Raw genomic sequence first — 23,436 nt, 5'->3', positions numbered from 1 at the left:
CTGATCGCCTGATCCGACAGGCGCATACCTGTTACTGAGACGCCCGTTGTGAAGAGCCCAGCGCGTGGCTGGGCTCTGATCATTTTCGGTTTTCCATCATCTTGTCAGCGAGCGCCTTGGCCCTTTCAATCAACAGGTTTTGCCTGTCTTCGTGAGTAGCCCCCCCGACAACCGGGGCCGTCAGATTGCTTTCCGCAATCAACGCAGCGCAGAAGTATTGATCCCAAACAGCCTTATCCTCGGACGCCTGTTTGTTCATTTGGTCGGCGATCATATGCGGCTCCTTTTGGTGAGGTAGCACCGGTATCTTACGCCTGAATCGCAGACAACCTCAGTCGCTGGAGACCAACGCAAACGCGCCGGCACATAAACTTTCCGACGCACGACAGGTTCATTTCCAAGGACTCGTTAACCTTTTGCAAATTCTTGCCGATGTCTCTAGCTCAGGGCATAGGAGCAACACAGATGAGAAATAATCAACCCGTTACACAACGTGAGGTTGCCCTTGGACCTCAACAGAAACTCATCTCGACAACGGACTCACGAGGGGTCATTACTTACTGTAACGACGCCTTTGTAGAAATCAGCGGTTTCAACAAGTCAGATCTGATAGGCGCCCCTCAAAACATCGTTCGTCATCCTGACGTGCCATCCGCCATATTCGCCCATATGTGGAGTGCCCTCAAACAAGGCAACCCTTGGATGGGTATCGTCAAGAATCGCTCCAGGAACGGCGACCACTACTGGGTCAACGCCTACGTCACGCCCATTTTTGAAGGGAGCCAAGTCGTTGGTTATGAGTCGGTCCGGGTGAAACCGAGCATCGATCAAATCCGCCGCGCCGAGGCCCTCTATAAACGAATCAGCCGGGGCAAGTCAGCAGTTCCTGGCAGCGACAAATGGCAACCCGTCTTGATGGACTGGCTGCCGTTCCTGGCCATGGGTTTAGCGGGGACTTTGGGCGGTGTTTTCCTCAGCCCTCCCTTGGCAGCATTGGTAGCCGTAGGTGTATCGGCTCCGATGGGGCTGATTGCTTCGCGCCGGCAGAAGCGCGGTGCACTGCATCTGCTGGAAATGGCAGAGGCTTCCACTTCCGACCAATTGATTGCGCAAATGTACAGCGACGAGCGAGGTCATCAGGCGCGTCTTGAAACGGCCTTCGTGAGCCAGGCATCACGTCTCAAGACTTGCCTGACGCGGTTACAAGACACCGCAGAGCAGCTCACCGGTCTGGCCGGGAGATCTGACGTCCTCGCCTCCGACAGTTCCCGTGGACTTGATCGCCAACGAATCGAAACCGAGCAGGTATCGGCCGCCGTCAATCAGATGGCAGCCACCACACAAGAGGTCGCGAGCCACGTCCAGCGCACCGCCGACGCCACCCAGGAAGCCAACGTGCTGACAGGCCGTGGACGCGACGTCGCCCGTGACACGCGTGACGCCATTCAGCGGCTCTCCAATGTGGTCGGCGAGACAGGCCAAACCGTCGCGCAACTGGCCAAAGACAGTAACGAAATCGGGACGGTCGTCGATGTGATCAAAGGCATCGCCGATCAAACCAACTTGTTGGCACTCAATGCCGCCATCGAAGCTGCACGCGCGGGAGAAATGGGTCGAGGTTTCGCGGTCGTCGCGGACGAAGTGCGCCAATTGGCTCAACGAACAACCGAGTCGACGACCCAGATTCACGGCTTGATTTCCAAGCTACAGGTCTCTTCAAACAATGCCGTGAAGACTATGGAAAGCGGCCAGCGCCAGGCCGAAGAAGGCGTTGCGTGGGTGCTGGAGGCCGATAAAGCCCTGATCGGCATCAGCGAAGCCGTCGCCAACATCACCGATATGACAACCCAGATAGCGGCCGCGACTGAAGAGCAATCAGCCGTCGCAGAGGAAATCAGTCGCAACATCACCACCATCGCAACCCTCGCCGATCAGACGTCTGAGCAGGCCAGGCATTCCGCCGAGGTGACTAAGGAATTAACACAGACGGCTAAAACTCAGTATTCGCTGGTTGAGCGCTTTAACCGATAAGCCCTGCTCTTACTGATCGGGGATCGAAATAGAAAAAGCAGGATGATCAATCCTGCTGTTTAAGTCAGTTATCTGCTCGATGCTCAAGATTGGCTGTGGTGTATNCGGCCGAAGCTCTCTTATTCCTCTGCATCCAGCCGATCAACATAAAAGCGAGGCCCGGAATGAGCAACCCAGGCGCCATGTAACCGAACGTAGCTTCGTTTAATAGACCGCTCAAGCCAAAGCTGAATCCGCAGATTGCCAGCGGGATGCCGGTTAGAAACATCGGATTTCGAAATGCCTTATCCATAGCAAAGATCTCCTTAACAATTTCGCTGACTGAACTATACCGTCTGTCGGTGAGCGGCTGGAATTGCAAAACGCAGACAACAAAAAAGGGCCCACCTTTCGGTGAGCCCTTCTAGACCGCCCAGCAGAGCGGATTTTGTTTGGTAGGCGCGATTGGACTCGGTCGAAACTTAATTCAGCCCTATGCCAACTGCTTTAGTGAATTAACTCCCGAACATATGCTTGGCACGCGCCAGCGCGATCAGTCCCTGGTCCCCGGCATCGGTGATGGCGACAATTCGTTGAGCATACGCTGGGTCAAGTCGGGCGCGCGCTCCTCCATGAACCACGCCGCTGGCTGAATCCGCAGCGTCGACGAGGACTGACAGCCGCAGATCAGAAGTGGCAAGGCGATCGCGCAGGCGAGCCTGGTTGGTTTGAGCATCGGTCAGTTCCTTGTGGTGAGTTTGGTCGTTGGCCGCCAACCGCTGCTCGAGCGCCAGGCACTTGTCCTGATCGGTGCGCACCTACGCGGCGGCCGCGTTGCTGATGGCGCTCAGGTCATCCTGGTGAAGGCCGGCCTGCTCGGCGAGCTGCTTGCCTTAGCGCCAGTCTTGAACCTGCCAGGGACTGCTGCGCTGCCGGCCATCAGCATCACGGCCAGCGCCAGCACACCGATCATCTGCTGCGCCAGTGGCATCACGGCATATCCTTGAAGAAGACGTGACCACCAATAACTACGGTCTGCTTGGCCTTAGTCGCCCAAGCCGGCGTCTTCTTCATGGCGGTCGCGTAGTAGTGTGTCGCGCCAACGGTCGGATCCTGCACCTTGCCGTCAATCACCTGGTCAGCGGCGATCCATGCTTGGGCCAGTTCGCGGAACGGGATCTGCTTCGCGCCGCTCAAAATAGGCGAAGTTCGGGTCGTTCTTGTTCCAGCAACTGAACTGATACAGCTTCTGGCACACGCCGGCATAGCCCTCGCCCCACCATGACTTGGCCTTGCCGTCGTTCACACGGTTGCGGATTGTCCAGGCCACTGCGATTTGCCCAGCCAAGGTTTCGCCACGAGCCTCACCCCACAGTGTCCGTGCGAGGAGGTCACGGTCTTTTTCGTTTGCAGTCATTCATTTTTCTCCAGGCAAAAAAAATACCCGCTCAATGGCGGGCGCCGTCTGACTTTTGGTGTAAAAATGCAAATCCCAGCCACGAATTTAGGAATGCTCACGGATGACCTCGACACGCGCACCATTTCCCTCCGACTCCTTCAGGCTTCTCGCTGCCGAGGAAGCCAAACACTGGTGGTTCCGCGCTAGAAATCGAGTTCTTCTATGGGCTTTAAAAAACAAGATAGGCAACTTCAACAATTTTCTTGAAATAGGCTGTGGTACGGCTTTCGTTCTTGAGGGGGTTAGAAACAGCTATCCAAATGCAGACCTGTATGGATCTGAGTATTTTGAAGAAGGTTTGATCCATGCTAAAGAGCGAATTCCATCGGCGACTTTCGTTAAACTTGATGCAACTGCAATGTCAGATGAAGCTCGCTATGACGTCATTGGGGCATTCGATGTTATCGAGCATATTGAGCAAGACCAATTAGTTTTAGACAACTTGGCACGAGCCTTAAAGCAAGGTGGTTCTCTTATTATTTCAGTGCCTCAACATCGTTGGCTGTGGTCACATGTTGACGAATTCGCTTGTCACGTCCGTCGTTACACGCGAACAGAACTTATACAAAAAGTGAAAGCAGCAGGCCTTGAAGTGAAATACACCACTTCGTTCGTGAGCCTGCTTGTTCCTCTAATGTGGCTCTCTCGGGCGAAACCACAGGACGGCGAATATGATCCCATGACGGAATACAAAATCCCGCGCTGGCTCAATAAAATACTTGAACTGGTTATGAGTCTGGAATTGATCCTATTGAAGACAGGTATAAGGCTTCCTGTTGGCGGCTCTCTTCTCATGGTTGCTACGAAAAGCTAACGCAGCAGCGAAGACTTCCAAGCGGTTTAGTTGTGACTTCCTATTGTTAGTAGGTCCATTCAGATTTAAGCGACTCTTGAAATTTCAAATACCTAGAGTCGCTATCCTCTACCTCACAGTGATTGGCCCATACTGCCTGATCTTGAGGTGATCCAAACACGGCTATCACGTTCACTTTTTCGGCGCTATCGAATTGCGACGCTTTCGCCGCATTCAACGCTGAGAACGATCCACACGGGATAAAGTTTGCGGGCCACATATTTGGATGTGAGGACGACCAGGCTGTCATTCAGGAGGCAGACCTAATCAGCCAAGCAAACTTGATCGCCTGCATCGCAATGTATGGCGGAGCATAGGGACGGTAACCGTGCCCAGCGCCGCAGTGATTTCGGACATCACTTCCACTTACATGCCAGTTGCAAGGGGGCAATGGCTTGCCGCAGGCCAGAAATAGGGAAGGTCACCATTACCGGTGATTCGTTGTAGGGCGTGATACGGACAACTACCTGCTGAGCGTCGAATAGGTGCTTAACAACGGGAATAGCGTATTGACCGCCCCATTGACCAAGAGCCTTGTTGTCCGTGGAGGACGAAAAACTGTACGTCCGGGCTTTTTGATTATCAACTCGGTAGGTCACTTGTCCGTACTCCTCTGAATCAGCTAGAAAATTCCCGGCCAAGACGAAATACAACGACGTTGCCCCTTCGGCACAGCGAATATAAAGGTCAGCTGTATCGCGACCGCCGTACTGCTTCTCCACTACTTCTTTGGAGGTCGCGTGCAATACGATAGTTTTACTATCATCAATTTTTGAGACTGTCTCGCTAACTTCCCAGCTAGAAGCTTGCTCCACAGTGGAGACCGGGCGGTATTTCATGTCGTAGCATGCAAGACGTTTGCTATCTTCATTAATACCGGTGCAATCATCAGCGGCGTAACCGGTCGACCAGATTGAAGCTAGTAAGATTGACGATAGGATTCTCATTGATATCCCTTTCAAAATTTCCGATCTAGCATAGCGCCAAGATCATCCCTTACCCACTAGTGTTGCATACTTTGCGAGCCCTTCCCCGAGAGAAGCATGTGGCCGGAGCTCCCGTACGGGTATAGGCTATTTTGTCGATCCCTCACAACACCTGCGCTGATTGCCCTCATGCCGGCTTGAATTCAACGCTATTCAGCACTGCACGAAGGCGCTCAAATTGGATGCCTAGTCAAATCGCGGACAACAAAAAAGGGCCCACCTTTCGGTGAGCCCTTCTAGACCGCCCAGCAGAGCGGATTTTGTTTGGTAGGCGCGATTGGACTCGAACCAACGACCCCCACCATGTCAAGGTGGTGCTCTAACCAACTGAGCTACGTGCCTGCTGTGAGGCGGCATTCTACGGAATTCCGGAGGGGTGTCAACATCTTTTTTGCAGCTAACCCTATGAATATGCGAATTATTTAATTTCGCGGTGGTTAAGAAGATTTTCCGGTGGCTGGCGGTCGATTTTTAACTCGGGTAGGATCGATGCACTCGTAAAATATATTAAACAGAGGTTCCAGGATGGCGAACACCCCCTACCCCCAGTCATATTACGCCGCATCCGCGAATGCGGTTCCGCCGCGCCCGGNCTTACAGGATGACGTAGAGACTGATGTCTGCGTGATCGGTGCCGGTTACACCGGTCTGTCCTCTGCCCTGTTTTTGCTGGAGAACGGTTTCAAGGTCACGGTGCTGGAAGCCGCCAAGGTGGGTTTTGGCGCTTCTGGCCGTAACGGCGGGCAGATCGTTAACAGTTATAGCCGCGACATCGACGTGATCGAACGCAGCGTCGGCCCCAAGCAGGCGCAACTGCTCGGGCAGATGGCGTTTGAAGGCGGCAGGATCATCCGTGAACGCGTGGCAAAGTACCAAATCCAGTGCGACTTGAAGGACGGCGGCGTGTTCGCNGCNCTCACTGCCAAGCAGATGGGCCATCTGGAAGCGCAGAAACGTCTTTGGGAACGGTTTGGTCATACGCAGCTTGAGTTGCTGGATCAAAAGCGCATCCGTGAGATGGTGGCCTGCGAGCAATACGTCGGCGGCATGCTCGACATGAGCGGCGGTCACATTCATCCGCTGAACCTGGCGTTGGGCGAAGCGGCCGCGGTCGAGTCGCTGGGCGGCACTATTTATGAGCAGTCGCCAGCGGTCCGCATTGAGCGCGGCGCAAATCCGGTGGTGCATACGCCACAGGGCAAGGTCAGGGCCAAGTTCATCATCGTCGCGGGCAANGCCTACCTCGGGAACCTGGTGCCGGAGCTGGCGGCCAAATCGATGCCATGCGGCACACAGGTCATCACCACCGCACCGCTGGGCGATGAGCTGGCCAGGACGTTGCTGCCGCAGGATTACTGCGTCGAGGACTGCAATTATCTGCTCGATTACTACCGTCTGACCGGCGACAAGCGCCTGGTCTTCGGGGGCGGTGTTGTCTATGGCGCGCGGGATCCGGCAAACATCGAAGCCATCATTCGGCCGAAGATGCTCAAGGCGTTTCCGCAACTCAAGGACGTGAAGATTGATTACGCCTGGACCGGTAATTTCCTGCTGACCCTGTCGCGCCTGCCGCAGGTTGGTCGCCTGGGCGACAACATCTACTATTCCCAGGGTTGCAGCGGCCACGGCGTCACGTACACGCACCTGGCGGGCAAGGTGCTGGCCGAAGCGCTGCGTGGCCAGGCAGAGCGTTTTGATGCGTTTGCCGACCTGCCGCACTACCCGTTCCCGGGTGGGCAACTGTTGCGCACGCCGTTTGCTGCGCTGGGCGCGTGGTACTACGGGCTGCGGGACAAGTTCGGGTACTGACTGACACTGCAAAACCACTGCGGGTGCTCGCGATCGCGGAGGGTCAGTCAACACAGATATCGAATGTGATGGCCTCATCGCGGGCAAGCCCGGCTCCCACAGGGATCAGCGCATGGCTTTAGAGCCGATCCCGTGCGATGCCGCTGCGGATTCGCAGGATGTCGGCGAGTACGGCGAGGGCAATTTCCGCAGGGGTTTTGCTGCCCAGGTTCAGCCCGATGGGCGCATGAATACGCGCCAGCTCCGCGTCTCCCAAACCACCGATCCTGCGCAATCGCTCGAAGCGCTTCTGCGAGGTCTGCCGGGAACCCATCACACCGATGTAAAACGCCTCGGTGCGCACGGCTTCCATCATCGCCAAATCGTCGATGCGTGGATCGTGAGTCAAGGCCACCACGGCGGTGTCGCTGTGGCAGCCGCCGTCAGCAATGAACACCGACGGCAATTGACGGCGAATCTCGACGTTTTCCAGCACGACGCCTTCCAGCACCTCGTCGCGCGGATCACAGAGAATCACCTCGAACCCGAGGCCAACCGCAAACTCCGCGCACGCCTGGGCGACGCTGGAATACCCCGCCAACAGCAAGCGCTGAGCTGCGCCGATCCGCACGCGCACCCGGTCAATCTCACGTTCGATGCGCACGCCCTGCTCACGATCAGTGAACAGACTGCGTGCACCGCTGGCGAGATCAACCTCGCGGATCAGCCGCCGCTGGCCGAGCAACGCCGACTCCAGCTCCCGCAGATGAGCCTGCACCTCGCACTCGGGCTCAAGCTTCTCCACCAGCACATCGAGCACGCCGCCGCAGGGCAGACTCACGCGCGAACGCGGATCATCGCCTTCGCCATAACGAACGATGCTGACTGCATCAACAAACGCCCCCTCGGCGACGCGTTCGAGAAAGTCTTCCTCGACGCAGCCGCCGGACAGCGAACCGATCCAATGCCCGTCGCTGTTCACCGCCAGCAACGAGCCCGGCGCACGCGGCGCCGAGCCATAAGTGGCGAGCACCGTGCACAGCCAGATGCGCTGCCCGGCCATCGACCATTGCAGCGCCCGGCGCACGACTTGCAGATCGAGATGCTGCATGTCAGTGCGCCTTGTGCTCGAGTGGCGGCGCATCGGCCCGCAACGTCTGCACGTCGCTCACGGCCAGATCACCCGACTGACCACCCCACCCTTGACGCAGGTAGTTCAGCAGATCGGTGAGTTGCTCGTGGCTGAGCTTCTCGGCGAACCCCGGCATCGGTTGCATGTGTTCGAACCCGGCGAATTTCTGCTCACCAATGCCGTCGTCGATCACCCGCACCAGGTTGCGCGGATCTTCCAGGCGCAGCGTGGTGTTGCCGCGCATGGCCACGGCGATGTGCGGCTTGCCCTCGCCGCCGACCGCGTGGCAACCGGCGCAAACGTTCAGGTAATCCTGACGACCGCGCTGGGCGCTGGCACTGAGTTTGTCCAGCGGCACGTCGGTCAGTACCTTCGCGGCCGGCGGTTGATCGCCGAGCAGGAAGGTCGCCATCGCCGCCAGGTCCGGGTCATTGAGGCCTTGGGTGCTGTTGTGAAACACCGGGAACATCTCGTTGAACATCGTGCCTTGGGCGCTCATGCCGTGTTTGAGGAACGAGCTCAGGTCCTGATGATTCCAGCCGCGAGCGGCCAGGTCGTTGGCCAGCAGGCTAGGCGCCAGATAGCCGTTGAGCACGCCGCCGGTCATGCGTTTGTCCTGCTGCATCGAACCGGGCAATCCACGTGGCGTGTGGCATTCGCCGCAGTGGCCGAGCACATCGACCATGTATTGACCGCGCTTGAAAGCTTCGCTTTTGCCGTCGGCCGGCGCCAGCTTCACGTCCTTGCCGTAGAGCATGTTCCAGCCCGTCAAGCCCAGGCGCACGTTGAACGGAAAGCTCAGGCTCGTGACCGGCGCTGCCCGTTCGATCGGCTCGACGGTTTTCAGGTACGCGTGAATCGCATCGGAATCTGCGCGCGGCATCAAGTGATACGAGGTGTATGGCATCGCCGGGTACAGGTTCGCGCCATCGCGACGCTTGCCCTCGGTGAGCGCGGCGAAGAATTCGTCATCGTTGTACAAACCGATGCCGTGCTCTTTGCTCGGGGTGATGTTGGTGCCGTAAATCGTGCCGAACGGCGAGACGATCGGTAGACCACCCGCATACGGCGCGCCACCCGGCGCGGTGTGGCAGGCCATGCAATCGGCGGCACGGGCAAGATAGGCGCCGCGATCGACTTGCTCATCCGCATGAGCCAGCAAGACAGGCGCTGCCAGACCCACCGCCAACGCCAGGCGGGACAGTAAATGCTTCATGCTCAACCCTCCTTGACCAGGCCGAGATCGGTCAGCACGTTGCGCGTCGCGCTGTAATACCGCACGTAGCCGGTGCAGCGGCAGATGTGGTGACCGAGGCTGTCCTCGATGACTTTTTCCAGCTGGCTTTTGACGATGGGCTGACGCTGCAGCTTCTCTACCAAAACCGTCGCGGCGTTCACAAAACCCGGCGCGCAGTAGCTGCACTGGAAAGCGAACTCATCGACGAAGCGTTGCTGGATCGGATTGAGTTCGACGACCTGGCCCTGCTCATCGCGGGTCGCGTGGCCTTCAATGGTCCGCACCTTTTTGCCTTCGAAATAATGCGCACCGGTGATGCAGGTGCGCACTTCTTCGCTGGTGCCGTCCGGGTTGTCGACGATTACGACGCAGGCGTGACAAATGCCCTGGCCGCAGCCAAGGCGCGAGCCGGTGAGGTTTTTGTATTCGTGCAGGTAGTCGATCATCGGCAGGTCATCAGGGATGTCCACCGGGCCGACGGATTGACCGTTGAGGGTCAGTTGAAGCGGACGGTTAGCCATTGAGGGCCTCCTTGATGCGTGCAGAAGTGATGGGCAGGTCGCGGACCCGTTTGCCGATGGCATGCGCCACGGCGTTACCGATGGCACCGACCACCGGGATCATCACCACTTCGGCGATGCCCTTGGATGGATCGCTCGGCGACAGCGGCGGCAGGATCTCGGCCGTCTGCTTCCAGACCGCCACGTGGCGCGCCATTGGCAAGCGGTAGCGGTTGAAATTCCAGTCGCCCTCCCCCGGCCCGCCTTCGTACAGCGGCATCTCTTCCATCAGCGCATGGCCGATACCCATCGCGATCCCGCCTTCGAGCTGGCCCTTGACCAGTTCTTCCACCAGCACCCGACCGCACTCGACCCACGAGTGATGGTTGAACACTTGCACGTCGGCGGAGCCCTTGTTCACTTTCAGCTCCACCAGCGTCGCGACCGGGCTGTAATAAGTCACCGCCGCGTTGTTCAACTGCGTGTCCGGGTAATGCACGTTCTGGCGATCCAGCAAGTGGAAACCGGCACTGTTCATCTGCGCTTTTTTCACGCTCGGCGCACCGTCGCCGTACTTCACCGCCAAGCCGTCCAGCGGCAGACGTTCGCGCACGCCGTCGATGCTGAACTCGGCCTCGGCCCAGCTCCAGCGGTTAAAACCGTGCACGGTCGCGCCAGTCACCAAGCCTTTTTCGTGGGCGTGTTTGGCCAGTTGTTCGAAGCTCAGCGGCTGCATGCCGTTGGCGGTGAGTCGGCCATCGACCCAATGCGCATCTTCACGGCGCACCACATACGGGTTGGCCTGGCCGCCGTAAGGGCCCTGGCCCCAGATCTGCAACGCCGCCGGCCACAAACCGTGGTTGAACAACACGCGCGCCGCTTCACGGGTGGCGTGGCTGAAGTAGTAGGCGGAATTGGTCGCCGATGAGGCCGAGGCGAGCTTGCCGACCCAGCGCGGATTGCGCAGCACATTGTCCTGCTCGGCCTGGCTCATGAGGTACGGGTTGCCGCCGGTGATCAGCTGCAACTCTTTCCATTCGGTCTCGCCGGTCTTCACTTCAGTCGCCGGGACGCCAAGGAAATCCGCCACGACCAAGGCTTGCGAGGTGGACATGCCGGTACCGATTTCGATACCGATGTGGCGCAGGCTGATGTGCCCATCAGCGGTGAATTCGATGCTGGCCATCGGCGCTTCAGAACCGGTGCCGAAGTCTTTCTGGCAGATGGCAAAACCGACGCCGTACCAGTTGTCCGGGTCCTGGGATTCGCGCTGCTTTTTGATCGCGTCGCGGTTTTTCCAGACTTCGTGCACGGCTGCTTTGTCGAGAATCTCGTGCAGGCGCAACGCACCTGCCGGCACCGCGCCCTGGGTGTTTTTCATGCCCGAGACCATGGCGTTTTTCTTGCGCAGATCAATGGCGTCGATGCCGAGGCGATCGGCAATTTCATCGACCATCATCTCGGTGGAAGCCATGCTTTGCAGCGTGCCGTAACCGCGCATCGACCCGGCTTCAACGGCGCGGGAATGGTAGGCGGTGACCTGCAAATCGTTCTGCGGCATGTAATAGATCGATTGCGCCGACGTGGCACCAACCGCCGCCACCGATGGGCTGTAGTTGATCCGTCCACCGCCGTCGACGTTCATCTCGGCGCGGAAAATCTTGAAGCTGTGATCGGTCTTGTCCACCGCCAGTTGGTAGCGGATATCGAACGGGTGACGCTTGATGCCGCTCTGGAACTGCTCATAACGATCGTTGGCCAGACGCACCGGCACGCCGGCGCCGTACAACGCCGCAAGCGCTGCGTAGTACACGAAAATGTTGTGGTCTTTGGAGCCATAACCGACGGTGTAGCCCGGGTGCATGTTCAGGTTGGCCAGGCCGAAACGCGACGGCGCGATCATCTTCGCGGTCTCGGTCGCGGTTTCCAGCGGGCACTGGGTGGCAACGACGAAATGCAGGGTCTTGGTCGCGGGGTCGTACCAGCCGTTTCCGTTGTCCGGCTCCATCGCGGCCGGTTCGATCGAAGGGGTTTTGTAGCGCTCGTCGAACACCAGCCAGTTGTCGGGTGGCGTGTCGATCTGTTGCTTCATGCGCTCGGCGTAGAACAAACCGCGCTCGGTCAGGTTGCCGTGCAGGTCCGGCTGGGAATTCCACACCGGGCGACGGTTTTTCAACATCGGGAACAGGATCGAATCCTTGAGGCTGGCGAATTCGTCTTCGTCCGCCGAGGTCGCCCCGCCGACGCGCACGTAGCGGAAACTGCCGTAGGGATCGCCTTCGTAGAACGGCACTTTGTCGCCGTAACGAATCGCTTTGTCATTGAATTTGAGCTTGGCCTTGGCCTGACGGAAACGCTCGAAGTCGTTCCAGATCAGGATCGCCACCGGGTGACCGATGAACATCGGCACCTTGCCCTCCGGCAGCAGAGGATCCGGTGCGTGTTCCTCCGGGAAAGCGATGCCGTCCTTGTCCAGGTCGGCGGCGGTGACGATGCGGTCCGGCTGCACGTCGGTGCCGAGCCACGTCAGGTCGTAACCGGCATAAATGCGATCAGCCTTGGTGGTTTTCAGCAGCATGGCGTGGCCTTGCTGCTGCGGCCAGCCCGGCATGTCCTTGGCGCGGATGTCGCGGGCAAACACTTTGCTGCCGCAGACCTTGGACAAGGCATCGTTACGCGAGCGCGCCTTGCCGTTGTTGCCAAGCCATTGCTCGGACGGCACGGTCACGCTGTTTTCCATCAAGGCCGCCAGCGCCTGACTGCTGAGTGGCGTGAGCGTCACGCTCACACCCGCCACCAGCCCGCCCTGAAGGAACGAGCGCCGGGATATTTCACGGTTGGACATGGATCATCCTCTGGGCGGTTATGGGTCCGCCCTTCTGGTTATGTTCTGGGGATCTCGAGTCTTGCAGAAGCCCTTTTTGACGAGGCAAAGGGCTGTGTTGGCAGTGCAAAGCTGACCGAAAGGTTAACTTTATAGATTTATGGGCTTTTAGAAAACAACTGGTAACAAAAATCTGACCAAAGAATCAAAAAACCGCCGCTTTTCGGCGGAGCAAATCGATGAACAAACCCAACTCCCGGCTGATGTGTTCGCCCTTGCGCAGCAGCAATCCGAACGGCGCCAGTTGCACATCCAGCGCAACAGGCAGCGCCACCACCAGACCCATTTTCAGGTAGTCGCGCAACGCGGTTTCCGAGAGCACCATGATGGCGTCGGTCAGTTGAATCAGTTGCTGCATCGAGTACACCGAGCTGCATTCGATGATGTCGGCGGGTGTCGGCAAGGCCAGGCGCTGCAAGGCCTGATCCAGCCCGATGCGCGCCGGGCTGGTTTCCGGTTGCAGGATCCACGGCCAGCCGCTGACCAGTTCCGAGAGTTCGAGTGTTTCCCGTTGCGCCAAGGGATGACCGGCGTGAACGACAACCAGCAACCGTTCGTTGCCCAGCTGTTCGAACTCGTAATGTTCGCTGTCGGTGGCAGCGTTGCGCCGGGCAATGGCGAGGTCGATGCGGCCCTGCTCCAGTAACTGGATCACCTGGTCGCTGGTGTCGCCCATGATGCGAATGCGCAACTGCGGATTGAGCGCCTTGATTTCGGCAATCGAATCCATCACCAGGTCCGGCGCAGCGCCCATGATGGTGCCGATGGACAGATAACCGTAACCGCCCTGCTGCCGCGCGATTAGGTCTTCGGCGCAGCGGTCGAGGCCGCTGATGGCGGATTCGGCGAAACGAATCAACTCACTGCCCAGCGCCGTCGGCCGCATTCCGCGGGGCAGTCGCTCGAACAGATCGCAGCCGAACATGTCTTCAATCTCATGGAGCATTCGGGTCGCCGCCGGTTGCGACATGTTCAGGCTTTGCGAGGCGCGATGCAGGTTCTGACTGCTGCTGAGCGTCACCAGCATGTGCAAATGCTTGTAGCGCAGGCGGTTGAGCAGGCTGCGGGAGATGATCGGCGTGGTCATGGCGGGCCTTTGTTATCGATACCTTCAAGGTATCAGTTGTGAGCTAGATTCGATTTGTAACGCATCGATCCACGGCCGTACAGTCTTTCCCATAAGAACAAATGCCCTACCAAAGGAAAACTGCGATGAAGACTCTACCCGCGCCTCTGCTCGCCAAAATTTCCTGGCGGCTGCTCCCCTTCCTGCTACTGATGTACATCATGGCCTTCCTCGACCGCGCCAACGTCGGGTTCGCCAAGCAAGCCTTTCAAGCCGACACCAATATCAGCGACGCCGCTTTCGCCTTCGGCGCCGGGGTGTTCTTCGTCGGTTACGCGCTGCTCGAAGTGCCGAGCAATCTGATCCTGCACCGCGTCGGCGCCCGTCTGTGGATGTGCCGGATCATGGTCACCTGGGGCCTGGTCTCCGCCGCCATGGTCTTCGCTCACACCGAAACCAGCTTCTACGTCCTGCGCTTTTTGCTGGGCGTGGCCGAGGCCGGTTTCTTCCCTGGTGTCATTCTTTACCTCACCTACTGGTTCCCCAGCGCCGCGCGTGGCAAAGCCATGGGCTTTTTCTACTTCGGTGCACCGCTGGCGTTCATCTTTGGCAGCCCGTTGTCTGGCTTGCTGCTGGAGCTGGACGGATTTGCCGGCGTCCACGGCTGGCAATGGCTGTTCGCGGTTGAAGGCTTGATGGCCACGGCGGTGGGCGTCTGGGCCTATTGGTATCTGGACAATCGCCCGGCCGACGCGAAGTGGCTGACGGTTGAAGAACGCCAGCAAGTGCAAGGCATCCTGGATCAAGAAGACAGCCACAAACAGAATCACGGCCGCAGCTTGCTCAACGTTCTGTGCCAACCCTCAATCCTGTACTTGTGCCTGATTTATCTGCTGATTCAGGCCAGCGTCTACGGCGTGGTGTTCTATCTGCCGACCCAGGTCGGCGGGCTGTTGGGCACCAAGGTCGGGCTGATGGTCGGGTTGGTCACGGCAATTCCATGGATCTGCGCGATCGTCGCGGCGTACCTGATCCCCGGCTACAGCGACCGCACCGGCGAACGTCGCCGCACCGCCTGCCTGACGTTGCTGATGTCCGCAGCCGGGATCGCCTGCTCGGTCACCTTTGCCAGCCCGTTCCTCGGCATCGTCGCCCTGTGCTTCGCCGCTTCCGGTTTCATCGCTGTGCAACCGGTGTTCTGGACCTTCCCTTCCAGCTATCTCGCCGGCAGCGCCGCTGCAGCCGGGATCGCTTTGATCAATTCGTTCGGTGCCCTCGGCGGCTTCATCGCCCCGGTCCTGAAGAACTGGGCCGAAGGCGCCTTCCATTCACCGGCCGCAGGCTTGTACGTGCTGGCTGGCACCACTGTCATCGCCGCGTTGCTGGTCCTGGGCATCCGCTCACCCGTCCAGAAGCCTTCCAACACACCGGCCACCGCTTAACCTGAGGAGTCACACCATGGGCATTCCAACCATCAAACACGTCCGCGCCTTCACGTTGAGAGGCGGCGGCGCGGATTATCACGATCAGGCGGACGGTCACTGGATCGACGATCACATTGCCACGCCGATGAGCAAATACCCCGAGTACCGCCAGAGCCGCCGCACCTTCGGCATCAACGTGCTCGGGACCCTGGTGGTCGAGATCGAAGCCAGCGACGGCACGGTTGGTTTCGCCGTCACCACCGGCGGCGAGCCTGCCGCGTACATTGTCGAAAAACACCTGGCGCGTTTCCTCGAAGGCGCACGGGTCACCGACATCGAAAAAATCTGGGACCAGATGTACCAATCGACCCTGTATTACGGTCGCAAAGGCATCGTCATCAACACGATCTCCGGGGTTGATCTGGCGTTGTGGGACTTGCTCGGCAAGATCCGCAAAGAGCCGGTGCATCAGTTGCTCGGCGGTGCGGTGCGCGACGAATTGCAGTTCTACGCCACCGGCGCCCGTCCGGACCTGGCGCAGAAAATGGGTTTCATCGGCGGCAAGATGCCGTTGCACCACGGCCCGGCCGAAGGCGAGGAAGGCCTGCGCAAGAACCTCGAAGAACTGGCGACCATGCGCGAACGGGTCGGCCCGGACTTCTGGCTGATGCTTGATTGCTGGATGAGCCTGGACCTCAACTACGCCACCAAACTGGCGGTCGGCGCCCACGAGTACGGCTTGAAGTGGATCGAAGAAGCCCTGCCGCCGGACGATTACTGGGGCTACGCGGCCCTGCGCAGCAACGTGCCCAAAGGCATGCTGGTGACCACCGGCGAACACGAAGCGACCCGTTGGGGTTTCCGCATGCTTCTGGAAATGGGCTGCTGCGACATCATCCAGCCGGACGTTGGCTGGTGCGGCGGCATCACCGAGCTGGTGAAAATCTCGGCGCTGGCAGACGCCCATAACGCGCTGGTCATTCCCCACGGTTCTTCGGTTTACAGCTACCACTTCGTCGCCACCCGGCATAACAGCCCGTTCGCCGAGTTTCTAATGATGGCGCCGAAGGCGGACGAAGTAGTGCCGATGTTCCACCCGCAATTGCTCGGCGAGCCGGTGCCGGTGAATGGCCGCATGCGCCTGTCGGCACTCGACCAGCCAGGTTTCGGCGTGACCCTCAACCCGGAATGCCAACTGCATCGGCCGTATAACCGCTGAGAAAGGACCCCGCCATGAACATGCCTCACAACGCTTTCAAGGCCGCGCTGAATAATCCGGCGACCCAATACGGAATCTGGGCCGGTTTCGCCACCGGCTACGCCGCCGAAATCGTCGCCACCACCGGCTACGACTGGATGCTGATCGACGGTGAACACGCGCCAAATACTGTGCCCGGCGTACTCGCGCAATTGCAGGCGGTGGCGCCCTACTCCACCGCGCCAGTGGTGCGCGCGGTCACGGGCGACGCCAACCTGATCAAGCAACTGCTGGATATCGGTGCGCAGACGCTGATGATCCCGATGGTCGAAACCGCCGAGCAAGCGGCCGCCCTGGTGCGCGCCATGCGTTACCCGCCCCACGGCGTTCGCGGCGTCGGCGGCGGCTTGACCCGCGCCACGCGCTGGGACGGCGTGCCTGATTACCTCAACACTGCCCATGAACAGTTGTGCCTGATCGTTCAGGTGGAATCGCGGATTGGCGTGGAAAACGTCGAAGCGATCGCCGCCGTCGAAGGCGTCGACGCGGTGTTTATCGGCCCGGCGGATTTGTCCATCGGCCTCGGCCATGCTGGCAACCCTGGCCATCCTGAAGTTCAGGAACGTATCCAGCACGCGGTGAAAGCAACGCTCGCCGCCGGCAAGGCCTGCGGCATCCTCGCGCCAAACGAAGAAGACGCGCGCCGCTATCAAAGCTGGGGCTGCCAGTTCATTGCCGTGGCCATCGACATCAGCCTGCTGCGCCAAAGCGCCATGACCACCCTCGCCCGTTACCGCGCACCGGCCACCGAACACGCGCCGTCGCGCACTTACTGATCAGCCAAGGAGTCGCCCCAATGTCGTCCGTGCCTGTGTACGAAAACTTCATCAACGGCCAGTTCGTGGCCAGCGCTACCCATCTCGATGTGATCAACCCGGCCACGGGTGTCGTGCTGTCGAAAGTCCCGGCCTCGACGGCCGAAGACGTCGACCGCGCCCTTGCCGCCGCGCGCGCCGCGCAAAAGGACTGGTCGCGCAAACCGGCGATTGAGCGCGCCGGGCATCTTCGCCGGATCGCCGCCAAGCTGCGGGAGAACGTCCAGCACTTGGCACGCACCATCACCCTGGAACAAGGCAAGGTCAGCGGTTTGGCGGAGGTGGAAGTCAATTTCACCGCCGATTACCTCGACTACATGGCCGAGTGGGCCCGGCGCATCGAAGGTGAAATCATCACCAGCGACCGGCAGAACGAAAACATCTTTCTGTTTCGCAAACCACTGGGCGTGGTCGCCGGGATTCTGCCGTGGAATTTCCCGTTCTTCCTGATCGCCCGCAAGATGGCGCCGGCCCTGCTGACTGGCAATACCCTCGTGATCAAACCCAGTGAAGAAACCCCGAACAACTGATTCGAATTCGCCCGACTGGTGGCCGAAACCGACCTGCCGCCCGGCGTGTTCAACGTGGTCTGCGGCGACGGTCGAGTGGGCGCGGCGCTCAGTGCGCATAAGGGCGTGGACATGATCAGCTTCACCGGTAGCGTCGACACCGGCTCACGAATCATGGCCGCCGCCGCACCGAACATCACCAAACTCAACCTGGAACTGGGCGGCAAGGCGCCGGCCATTGTGCTGGCGGATGCCGACCTCGATCTGGCAGTAAAAGCCATTCGCGATTCGCGGATCATCAACAGCGGCCAGGTGTGCAATTGCGCCGAGCGGGTGTACGTCGAACGCAAGGTCGCCGACCCGTTTATCGAACGCATCGCAGCGGCGATGAGCGCGACCCGTTATGGCGATCCGATTGCTCAGCCTGAGGTGGAAATGGGTCCGCTGATCAACCGTCAGGGCCTGGACAGCGTCAACCGCAAAGTGCGCACGGCCTTGAGCCAGGGCGCGAGTCTGGTCAGCGGTGGGCAGATTGCCGATCTACCGAACGGCTTTCACTTCCAGCCCACGGTATTGGCCGGGTGCAGCGCCGACATGGAAATCATGCGCGAAGAGATTTTCGGCCCGGTGCTGCCGATCCAGATTATCGACGACCTCGACGAAGCCATCGCCCTGGCCAACGACTGCGACTATGGCCTGACCTCGTCGATCTACACCCGCGACCTGAGTAAAACCATGCACGCGATGCGTGAGCTGGATTTTGGCGAGACTTACGTCAACCGGGAGAACTTCGAGGCTATGCAGGGCTTCCATGCCGGGGTGCGTAAATCCGGGATTGGCGGCGCGGATGGCAAGCATGGGTTGTATGAGTACACCCATACCCATGCGGTTTACTTGCAAGGCTGAGCCTGGCGGTGTTGCTGACGCCGCCATCGCGGGCAAGCCCGCTCCCACAGGGTTCTTGGAGTTCACTCAATGTGTGGAACAACACAGATCATTGTGGGAGCGGGCTTGCCCGCGATGGCGTCATGTCAGTCAAAGCTATCCGTCAGAAATCCACGGTCGCAGAAAGCAGGTAGGTCCGCGGCGTCGACAGCGTCAGACCCGGCTCGCTGTCATCCGACGCCCCGGCCGAACTCCAGTAGCGCTTGTCTGCCACGTTCTCGATGTTGGCGCGCAATGTGATGTTCTTTTCCTCGACCTTGAACGCGTAGCGCGCGCCCACGTCGAAACGCTCCCACGAATCGATCTCCTTGTTGTTGGACTGGTCCAGATACTGCGAACTGGAATAGATGCCGCGACTGGTGAGGGTCAGGCCCTCAACCGTCGGCACATCCCATTCTGCGCCCAGGTTGACGTTGTATTTGGGCGTGGCCGGTGCGCGATTGCCGTCAAAGGTGCCGTGGGTGGTGTTCGTCAGTTCGCTGTCGATATACATCACGCCGCCGAGCAGACGAAAGCCTTTGAGCGGCTCGCCGAACACACTCAGTTCCACACCCGTATTTTCACGCTTGCCGTTCGGGCCGAAGACCCGCGTTGTGGCGTTGGTCTCATAGGCCGGCTGCTTGATCCGGAACACCGCAGCGGTCAGGGCAAACGCGCCAGCGTCATACTTGGCGCCGACCTCGACCTGGCGGCTGATGAATGGCGGGAAGATTTCATCTTCGTTGATCGAGGTCGAAGGCGCGATTTTGCCCTGGCTCAAGCCTTCCATGTAGTTGGCATATAGCGACAGTTTGTCGGTGGCTTTGAAGAGGATGCCGCCCGATGGCGAGACTTTTTCCTCGTCNTACGCNGTGTCGCCTTTGACGTTATCNGTCCAGTCATCGACCTTCACCCGCTGCCAGCGNGCACCGAGGGTCAGTAACAGCCGGTCATCAAAGAACCCCAGGGTGTCGGACAACGCCACGCCGCTGAAGCGGTTTTCGGTATAGACCTTCGGATCCTGTCGCGTCGGCCGCACCGGCGTAGGTGTTTCCACAGGGTTGTAGAGGTTGCTGGGGGCCGCCGCGTAACGTGCGCCGCCATTTTCGAAGTCCATGTAGAAGTAGCTGGCCGCCAGGTTGATCTCATGGCTAACGGGTCCGGTATGCAACCANTTGCGCACCCCAGCCGTGGCCGTCCGGACGTTTTCATCGCGGGTGAAATCACGGGGTTGAACGCTGAAATCGCCCTTGTCGTTGGTGACCGCCACGGCATGCCGGAGGAAGTCATGGTTGCTTTTACGCGCGCCCACGCCGCCGTAGAGCATGACGGAATCGTTGACGTCGAATTCGGCGTTCACCGTGCCGAAGGTGTCGTTGGTACTCGCCTTGCTCCAGGGTTGCGCATAGTTGTGACGCACATCGCTGGCATGTGGAACCTGTGCGTTGGCGTTGACCTGCACGCGCTCCTGCGGCGCGTCGGTGTCACGCTCGGTACGCCCGATGTCCGTGGAGAGGCGCAAACGCTCGCCGCGAAAATCCAGGCCCAACACGGCCATTTCACGGTCGACACTCTGGTGATCCCATTCGGTATCGCCGGACTGCTTCACGCCGTTGAAACGGATGCCGAACTTGTTGTCTTCACCAAAGCGCCGGCCAACATCCACGGCACCGCCGACCTGGCTGTCGGAAGCGTACATACCGGTCAACGAGGTGATGTCCTTGTCGGTGGCGCGCTTGGGCACCACGTTGATCCCGCCGCCGACGCTACCGCGTGGCGAGATACCGTTGATCAGCTGGCTCGGGCCTTTAAGGACGTCGACCCGCTCGGCCATCTCCATGTCGATGGTGTAGGTCGGCAGCACGCCATAGAGGCCGTTGTAGGCCACATCACTGTTGAACAGGCTGAACCCGCGAATCGTGAATTGCTCATAGCGCCCACCCGCCGGGTTGGTGGCGCGCACCGACGGATCGCTGGCAACCAGGTCTCCCAGTGTGCGCGCCTGCTGGTTCTTCACCGCATCAGCGGTGTAGGTGGTCATGCTGAACGGCGTTTCCATAAAGTCGTTGGAGCCCAGCAAGCCTTGCGAACCGCGACGCGCGACTTGGCCGCCAGCATACGGATCGCCGTCCACCGGATCGATGGAGCCGAGAATCGAGGTCGCGCCGAGTTGCAGACCGCTGCCTTCGGGAGTCGGGGTCAGGATGTAGGCCTGTTCGCCCACTGGCTGCAATTGCAGGCCGGAACCCTGCAGCAGCCGGGCAAAGCCCTCCTCCACGGCGAATTCGCCGGACAGACCGGGGCTGTTACGCCCGCTCACCAGCGCCGGGTCAACCGAAAGGTTGACGCCCGCCAGACCGGCAAAACGGGTCAGTGCTGCGCTGAGGCTGCCTGCCGGCACCTGATAACTGCGTCGAGGCGCGTCTTCGGCCCAACCGGCGGTGATAAACAAAGGACAGGCGCTGAGGCTCAGCAACAGGCTCAAGTGCATTAACGGGCGCAGGCGGGATGAAGCCAGACGCGGACTCGACGGGAACACTGCGGGCATTGAAGAAGCTCTCTTGATTCGTTCACTTGCCTTGAATGACAAGCGACGCGAAAAAAGGGGACACACTTCAAACACTATTTTTGCGCGGCAGCAGCGTGACCCAATAACGCGTACGCGAATGCACCTCCAGCGGCAAGCTGGCCGCCAGCAGCGCCAGGATACGATCGGTGTCTTCGAGGCGAAAACTGCCGGTGACACGCAGGGATTCCAGTTCCGGCTCCCAGCGCAGCACACCCGGGCGATAGGTGCTGAGTTCGCGCAAAAAATCCCCCAGCGGTTGGTTCTGTGCCATCAACACACCGTCTCGCCAGCCCGGAGCAAGCACGTCGAAGGGTTCCACAGCGCCGGCACCTGCCGCCTGAAGGCTGACTTGCTGGCCTGCGCGCAATGAAAAGACCGATCCGCGCAAAGGCTGCAGCTGCACCGTGCCGTTGAGCACCGACACCCGGCAACCCGTCTGCCACTGGCGAACACACACTTCGCTTTGACTGACGACTACCTGACCGAAGTGAGTCTGTATCGTCAGCGGCGACGAACCGGGGACTTTCAAGGCTATCTCGCCCTCCACAAGCTTCAGTAGCCGATTGTTCAGATCGATATCGACGGCGCTCGCAGTGTTCAATTGCAGCGAGCTGCCATCGGCCAACCGGACTTTCTTGCCCTCCCCGGTCGCTGTCCTGAAGTCCGCGCTCCAGACATCCAGAGGCAACTGCCGACTGATCAGCCAAGCGGTCGGCACCAACGCCACCGCTCCGATGGCGCGCTTGAGTACCGCACGCCGGCTCGGCTGCGGCCGATCCAGACTGGCCATCGCCAAGGCTGACGGCACGTCAGCAAAACGTTGACGCAAGCGTTGCGCTTTCTGCCAGGCCTGCTCGTGGCTGGAATGGCTGTCGCGCCAGCTCTGTAACTCGGCTCGGTCTCGCTCATTAGCAGTGCCCGATTCCATGAGCGCCAGCCACTGCGCGGCAGCCCGTATGACTTGGCGGGCGTCTGCCGAAGGGGCTGAACCGATCACAGGTCCACCAGCAGGCAGTGTTCGTAGGCTTGGGCCATGTAGCGCTTGATCGTGCGTTCGGAGACTTGCAGGCGCTCGGCGATTTCCTGGTAACCCAGGCCTTCCAGTTGGCTCCAGAGAAATGCCCGTCGTACCGGGGGCGGCAATCCATCGAGCAATTCGTCGAGGGCTTGCAGGGTTTCCAGCAGGATCCAGCGCTGCTCGGGGGATGGCACGCAGTCTTCAGGCAGCAGCGCCAGTGCATTGAGGTAAGCCTGTTCGAGGCTGCGGCGCTTGTAGAAGTTGGTCAGCAGCCGTTTGCCCACGGTCGCCAGGTAAGCGCGGGGCTCTTGCAGGTCAGCAATGTGCTGGGAGCTGGCAAGCACGCGCACGAACGTATCCTGGCTCAGGTCCGCCGCATCATGACCATTGCTCATGCGTCGTCTCAACCAGCTTTCGAGCCAGCCGCGATGGTCGCGGTACAAGTCATGGAAGGTTTGCTCCTCCGGCATCGCTGCATCGCTCATTTCAAGAAGCCCTGTGCCAAGGAGTTATCGTAAATGAGAGTGATTCTAATTAATGTCGGGCGTATGAAGGAAGCCCTTTATGCATCGACTGAGCAGAAAGGTTCAATGAGGAGGGTATTGAGGAGAGGAAAAGCCAAATCGCAGACACAAAAAACCCCGGTCTTTCGACCAGGGTCTTTGCTATCGACTCGAAGATTGCNAACNGCTTGCTTTGTGCTTCAAGGCGTTCAGTGGGCCTTGAGGCAGATATGGCGCAGCGGACGGGACTCGAACCCGCGACCCCCGGCGTGACAGGCCGGTATTCTAACCGACTGAACTACCGCTGCGTATCGCTTTGGACTTGCGTCCAAGTAACTCGTCTGACTGAAAGCTCCGAGACTTTTCAATCTCTCTTTCAATCTCGAATCAGGGCAAGCCTGACTCGGAAAATATGGCGCAGCGGACGGGACTCGAACCCGCGACCCCCGGCGTGACAGGCCGGTATTCTAACCGACTGAACTACCGCTGCGCGTCGGTGCA

At 59.6% G+C, this 23,436-nt stretch carries 16 protein-coding genes, 3 tRNA genes and 3 pseudogenes; 7 read left to right on the top strand and 15 right to left on the bottom strand.

Translation table 11 applies throughout. The features are described from left to right. Positions 1-79: 79 nt before the first annotated feature. A complete protein-coding gene (locus tag B7L09_RS28530; RefSeq protein ID WP_094471636.1) occupies positions 80-274 on the bottom strand; it encodes a hypothetical protein in 195 nt (64 codons plus the stop codon). Between the two features lie 191 nt (positions 275-465). Between B7L09_RS28530 and B7L09_RS28525 the strand changes: the two genes are divergently transcribed. Then, positions 466-2,031, top strand: a complete 1,566-nt coding sequence (locus B7L09_RS28525; RefSeq protein ID WP_094471635.1) for a methyl-accepting chemotaxis protein — start codon at positions 466-468, stop codon at positions 2,029-2,031. Positions 2,032-2,517: 486 nt separating this feature from the next. On the opposite strand, the pseudogene B7L09_RS28515 reads toward B7L09_RS28525, so the two are convergent. Both B7L09_RS28515 and B7L09_RS28510 read right to left on the bottom strand, forming a co-directional pair. Further along, positions 2,518-2,983 (bottom strand): annotated as a pseudogene (locus B7L09_RS28515) (lysis system spanin subunit). A 17-nt stretch (positions 2,984-3,000) separates the two neighbouring features. Further along, positions 3,001-3,427, bottom strand: a pseudogene (locus tag B7L09_RS28510) (cell wall hydrolase). A 103-nt stretch (positions 3,428-3,530) separates the two neighbouring features. Here B7L09_RS28510 and B7L09_RS28505 point away from each other — a divergent pair. Continuing rightward, on the top strand, positions 3,531-4,283 hold the full coding sequence (locus tag B7L09_RS28505) for a class I SAM-dependent methyltransferase (RefSeq protein WP_010455988.1): 753 nt from the start codon (positions 3,531-3,533) through the stop codon (positions 4,281-4,283). Between the two features lie 395 nt (positions 4,284-4,678). Here B7L09_RS28505 and B7L09_RS28500 read toward each other — a convergent pair whose 3' ends face one another. Together B7L09_RS28500 and B7L09_RS28495 are read right to left on the bottom strand one after the other, a co-directional pair. Beyond that, positions 4,679-5,269, bottom strand: a complete 591-nt coding sequence (locus B7L09_RS28500) for a type VI secretion system-associated protein TagO (RefSeq protein WP_010455991.1) — start codon at positions 5,267-5,269, stop codon at positions 4,679-4,681. 304 nt (positions 5,270-5,573) lie between these two features. Continuing rightward, a tRNA-Val gene (locus B7L09_RS28495) sits at positions 5,574-5,650 on the bottom strand. 183 nt (positions 5,651-5,833) lie between these two features. On the opposite strand from B7L09_RS28495, the gene B7L09_RS28490 reads away from it, so the two are divergent. Continuing rightward, positions 5,834-7,117 (top strand): NAD(P)/FAD-dependent oxidoreductase, encoded by a 1,284-nt coding sequence (locus B7L09_RS28490; RefSeq protein ID WP_094471633.1) that lies wholly within the window; start codon positions 5,834-5,836, stop codon positions 7,115-7,117. Between the two features lie 118 nt (positions 7,118-7,235). On the opposite strand, the gene B7L09_RS28485 is transcribed toward B7L09_RS28490, so the two are convergent. The 5 genes from B7L09_RS28485 to B7L09_RS28465 form a co-directional block, all read right to left on the bottom strand. Further along, positions 7,236-8,207 (bottom strand): XdhC family protein, encoded by a 972-nt coding sequence (locus tag B7L09_RS28485; RefSeq protein ID WP_094471632.1) that lies wholly within the window; start codon positions 8,205-8,207, stop codon positions 7,236-7,238. Position 8,208: 1 nt separating this feature from the next. Further along, positions 8,209-9,444 carry a c-type cytochrome gene (locus B7L09_RS28480; protein ID WP_094471631.1) on the bottom strand — a complete coding sequence of 412 codons (1,236 nt, stop codon included), beginning with the start codon at positions 9,442-9,444 and terminating at the stop codon, positions 8,209-8,211. A 2-nt stretch (positions 9,445-9,446) separates the two neighbouring features. Then, positions 9,447-9,986 (bottom strand): (2Fe-2S)-binding protein, encoded by a 540-nt coding sequence (locus tag B7L09_RS28475; RefSeq protein ID WP_094471630.1) that lies wholly within the window; start codon positions 9,984-9,986, stop codon positions 9,447-9,449. Further along, entirely contained in the window at positions 9,979-12,810 is a 2,832-nt protein-coding gene (locus B7L09_RS28470) for a xanthine dehydrogenase family protein molybdopterin-binding subunit (protein WP_094471629.1), read from the bottom strand. Before B7L09_RS28470 ends, B7L09_RS28475 begins: the two co-directional genes overlap by 8 nt. Before the next feature lie 184 nt (positions 12,811-12,994). Further along, positions 12,995-13,936 (bottom strand): LysR family transcriptional regulator, encoded by a 942-nt coding sequence (locus B7L09_RS28465; RefSeq protein ID WP_094471628.1) that lies wholly within the window; start codon positions 13,934-13,936, stop codon positions 12,995-12,997. 125 nt (positions 13,937-14,061) lie between these two features. Here B7L09_RS28465 and B7L09_RS28460 point away from each other — a divergent pair, with 125 nt between their 5' ends. From B7L09_RS28460 to aldA, 4 genes and pseudogenes are all read left to right on the top strand, one after another. Next, positions 14,062-15,357, top strand: coding sequence for an MFS transporter (locus B7L09_RS28460; RefSeq protein ID WP_094471627.1), 1,296 nt, complete (start codon positions 14,062-14,064; stop codon positions 15,355-15,357). A 16-nt stretch (positions 15,358-15,373) separates the two neighbouring features. Beyond that, positions 15,374-16,558, top strand: coding sequence for an L-rhamnonate dehydratase (rhmD, locus tag B7L09_RS28455; protein ID WP_094471626.1), 1,185 nt, complete (start codon positions 15,374-15,376; stop codon positions 16,556-16,558). A gap of 14 nt (positions 16,559-16,572) precedes the next feature. Continuing rightward, positions 16,573-17,373: an aldolase/citrate lyase family protein gene (locus tag B7L09_RS28450; protein ID WP_094471625.1), complete on the top strand. Its 801-nt coding sequence runs from the start codon at positions 16,573-16,575 to the stop codon at positions 17,371-17,373. 20 nt (positions 17,374-17,393) lie between these two features. Continuing rightward, positions 17,394-18,827: pseudogene (gene aldA / locus B7L09_RS28445) on the top strand (aldehyde dehydrogenase). A 142-nt stretch (positions 18,828-18,969) separates the two neighbouring features. Here aldA and B7L09_RS28440 read toward each other — a convergent pair. From B7L09_RS28440 to B7L09_RS28420, 5 genes are all read right to left on the bottom strand, one after another. Continuing rightward, positions 18,970-21,393: a TonB-dependent receptor gene (locus B7L09_RS28440; RefSeq protein ID WP_094471624.1), complete on the bottom strand. Its 2,424-nt coding sequence runs from the start codon at positions 21,391-21,393 to the stop codon at positions 18,970-18,972. A 67-nt stretch (positions 21,394-21,460) separates the two neighbouring features. Further along, entirely contained in the window at positions 21,461-22,411 is a 951-nt protein-coding gene (locus B7L09_RS28435) for a FecR domain-containing protein (RefSeq protein ID WP_094471623.1), read from the bottom strand. After that, positions 22,408-22,917: a sigma-70 family RNA polymerase sigma factor gene (locus tag B7L09_RS28430; protein ID WP_094471622.1), complete on the bottom strand. Its 510-nt coding sequence runs from the start codon at positions 22,915-22,917 to the stop codon at positions 22,408-22,410. Before B7L09_RS28430 ends, B7L09_RS28435 begins: the two co-directional genes overlap by 4 nt. Positions 22,918-23,166: 249 nt before the next feature. Next, a tRNA-Asp gene (locus B7L09_RS28425) sits at positions 23,167-23,243 on the bottom strand. Positions 23,244-23,348: 105 nt separating this feature from the next. Next, a tRNA-Asp gene (locus tag B7L09_RS28420) sits at positions 23,349-23,425 on the bottom strand. Positions 23,426-23,436 lie beyond the last annotated feature (11 nt).

Origin of the sequence: Pseudomonas mandelii, from assembly GCF_002251635.1 — a bacterium.
Lineage (GTDB): Bacteria > Pseudomonadota > Gammaproteobacteria > Pseudomonadales > Pseudomonadaceae > Aquipseudomonas > Aquipseudomonas mandelii_B.
Note: the sequence above shows the minus strand (reverse complement) of the source record. Positions and strands in the feature narration are given on the sequence as shown.